Source organism: Microbacterium sp. ZOR0019 (genome assembly GCF_000800925.1).
GTDB lineage: Bacteria > Actinomycetota > Actinomycetes > Actinomycetales > Microbacteriaceae > Microbacterium > Microbacterium aurugineum.
Genome location: NZ_JRKC01000093.1, coordinates 1 through 3,122 on the forward strand (window position 1 = coordinate 1; position 3,122 = coordinate 3,122).

A 3,122-nucleotide genomic window follows, 5' to 3' on the forward strand; every position below is an offset into this window, starting at 1 on the left:
CGGCACCCGAGGCGCTGGCCCGCGGCGGGGCACTGCTCCGGCGGCGGGAGTGGTCCGCCGCCGCCATCGCGGATGCGGGGCGCTTCACCCCGCAGGTGCTCACGTGCGGGGGTCCGCACAACGCCTGGGCACCTCTGCCGGCCGAGGCCCAGATCGCCTACGGTGCCCACGGCCGCGTCGCGGGAGCTCTGCAAGCGGCGGCCGTCGGCGGCGACGGGCTGCGCGTGCTCGCGGGTCTCGCCGCCGGGTGGTTCTTCGGCGCGAACACGGCGGGGGTTCCGGTGTACGACCCGGCGACGGGCGTGACCTTCGACGGGGTGGAGACCGACGGGCGGGTGAATCGCAACTCCGGCGCCGAGTCGACGATCCACGGGCTGCTCACGATGCTCCTGCTCGACGCCAACCGCGATGTGGCCGACCTCGCGACCTCGATCACCGGCCTCGCCTCGTTCTCGGGGCTGCGGGTCCTGGAGGCCGAGGCAGCGCGGCGGTCGCCCGGCGCCGTGGTCGTGACCCCCGAGACGGGCGCGTGGATCGGCGAGGGGAACCTGTCCGGCGGATCCTTCGTGCACCTGCCGAAGGGCGAGTGGGTCGAATTCGACGTGACGGAAGCCGACGCCGTCCTGCACGGTGTCGTCTGGCGTCAGGCCGCGCAGGCAGGCGAGGCGGTGTGGGAGGCCTTCCGCGGTCGACGTCGCCTCTGGACGACACGGACACCCGCCGGAGGTACCGGCGACCCCGGGCTCACCGAGGCGGAGGGGATGCTGGTACCGCAACGACTCGGCGGCGATCTGCCGGATGCTCCGGTGACCGTGCGGTGCACGAGTCGCGGCGACGTCCGGCTCGACGCGCTTCTGATCCAGCCGCGGGTGGCGAGCGCGGTGTACTCGACGACCGGACGCCCGGCCGTGCTCTACACCGAGGCGACCGGTCGCACGCAGCAGGTCGCTCCCCTGGCCCCGGGTTCCGGACGCTCCTACGACGCCGACGGCAGCCAGCGCGGACCGGCGGCCGGTCACGGCAAGGTGCGTGTTCACGGCGGAGGCTTCACCGTCACCCGCTGAATCGGGCGCCGACACGCCGTTCTTTTGAATCACTCAAAAGAACGGCTAGGCTCGGGGACATGGAGACAGAATTCGACTCGGTGCTTCACGGCGCCGGGCTACGGTCGACCGCGGGCCGCGTCGCCGTTCTCGAAGCTCTCGACTCCATGGCCCATACGGATGCGGAGCGGCTCTACCGCGCCGTGTCCGTCGTGCTCCCGACCACGTCGATCCAGTCGGTGCACAACATCCTCGCGGACCTGACGACGGCGGGCCTCATCCGTCGGATCGAACCGGCAGGTTCCGCGGCGCTCTATGAGCGGCGTATCGGCGACAACCACCACCACGTCGTCTGCACCTCTTGCGGTGCGGTCGGCGATGTGGACTGCGTGGTCGGCGACGCGCCGTGTCTCACCCCGTCCTCCGCGGCGGGATTCACCGTCCAGACAGCCGAAGTCACCTTCTGGGGCGTCTGCCCCAGCTGCCAGAACGCCGCGTAGGTCCCCGGCGATCCTCCCCTCAACGGATGGGGCATTCGCCGCGCCAGCGCGCAGAAGGAGAACACCATGACGAACCCTGCCACCCCGAAACCCGCCACCACGACGCAGACCGGCACACCGGTCGCCAGCGACGCGCACTCCCTGACGGTCGGGGCCGACGGTCCCACGGTCCTCCACGACCGCTATCTGGTCGAGAAGCTCGCCTCCTTCAACCGCGAGCGGGTGCCGGAGCGCAACCCGCACGCCAAGGGCGGCGGCGCCTTCGGCACCTTCGTCGTCACGGAAGACGTGTCGGCGTACACCCGGGCAGCCGTGTTCCAGCCCGGAGCGGAGAGCGAGACGCTCCTGCGCTTCTCCTCGGTGGCCGGTGAACAGGGCTCCCCCGACACCTGGCGCGATGTGCGCGGCTTCTCGCTGCGCTTCTACTCGACCGAGGGCAACCTCGACATCGTCGGCAACAACACCCCGACGTTCTTCCTGCGCGACGCGATGAAGTTCCCCGACTTCATCCACTCGCAGAAGCGTCTGGGCGACTCCGGACTCCGCGACGCCGACATGCAGTGGGACTTCTGGACGCTCTCGCCCGAGACCGCCCACCAGGTCACGTACCTCATGGGCGACCGGGGCCTCCCGCGCAGCTGGCGGCACATGAACGGCTACGGCTCGCACACGTACCAGTGGGTGAACGCGGCCGGAGAGCGCTTCTGGGTGCAGTACCACTTCCTCTCCACCCTGGGCTTCGAGACCATGGAGGCCGACGAGGCCGAGAAGCTCGCCGGGTCGGACGCCGACTACTACCGCCGTGACCTCTTCGATGCGATCAGCCGGGGCGACCACCCCTCGTGGGACGTGTACGTGCAGATCATGCCGTACGACGAGGCCAAGGCCTACCGGTTCAACCCGTTCGACCTCACGAAGACCTGGTCGAAGAAGGACTACCCGCGCATCAAGGTGGGCACGTTCACGCTGAACCGCAACCCGCAGAACTTCTTCGCCGAGATCGAGCAGGCCGCGTTCTCGCCCGGGAACCAGGTGCCCGGCACGGGGATCTCGCCCGACAAGATGCTGATGGCACGGGTGTTCTCGTACTCCGACGCGCAGCGCCACCGCATCGGCGCGAACTACAACCAGCTGCCGGTCAACCAGCCGCACGCGGCCGAGGTGCGCAACTACATGCACGAAGGCCAGATGCAGTACCGGTTCAACCCGGCCGAGCACCGCACCTACACGCCGAACTCCTACGGTGCGGCCGGCGGGCCCGAGGCCGATCCGGCAGCAGGCGTCGAGGCGAGCTGGGAGTCCGACGGCGAGCTGATCCGCTCCGCCGCGACGCTGCACGCCGAGGACGACGACTTCGGCCAGGCCGGCACGCTCTACCGCGAGGTATTCGACGACGTGCAGCGGGCCCGGTTCCTGGAGACACTGACCGGCCAGGGTCGTTCGATCACGGTCGACGGCATCCGCGAGCGCTTCTTCCAGTACTGGACGAACGTCGACGCGGGACTGGGTGAGGCGCTGCGCGCGCAGGTCTGACCCCCGTCCCCCTCCCCCTCCTCCCTCCCCTTTGGGTCGAGGCCCC

Annotated in this window: 2 protein-coding genes and 1 pseudogene; all 3 read left to right on the plus strand. The window is 70.1% G+C overall.

Annotated elements, in window-relative coordinates; all coding sequences use genetic code 11:
* A pseudogene (locus tag L978_RS19030) lies at positions 1 to 1,064 on the plus strand (hypothetical protein); the annotation flags it as partial.
* A 59-nt stretch (positions 1,065 to 1,123) separates the two neighbouring features.
* The gene (locus L978_RS17020) at positions 1,124 to 1,543 is read left to right on the plus strand and encodes a Fur family transcriptional regulator (protein WP_047524503.1); all 420 of its coding nucleotides are present in this window, start codon (positions 1,124 to 1,126) and stop codon (positions 1,541 to 1,543) included.
* 66 nt (positions 1,544 to 1,609) lie between these two features.
* Positions 1,610 to 3,076 (plus strand): catalase, encoded by a 1,467-nt coding sequence (locus tag L978_RS17025; protein ID WP_047524506.1) that lies wholly within the window; start codon positions 1,610 to 1,612, stop codon positions 3,074 to 3,076.
* Positions 3,077 to 3,122: the final 46 nt, after the last annotated feature.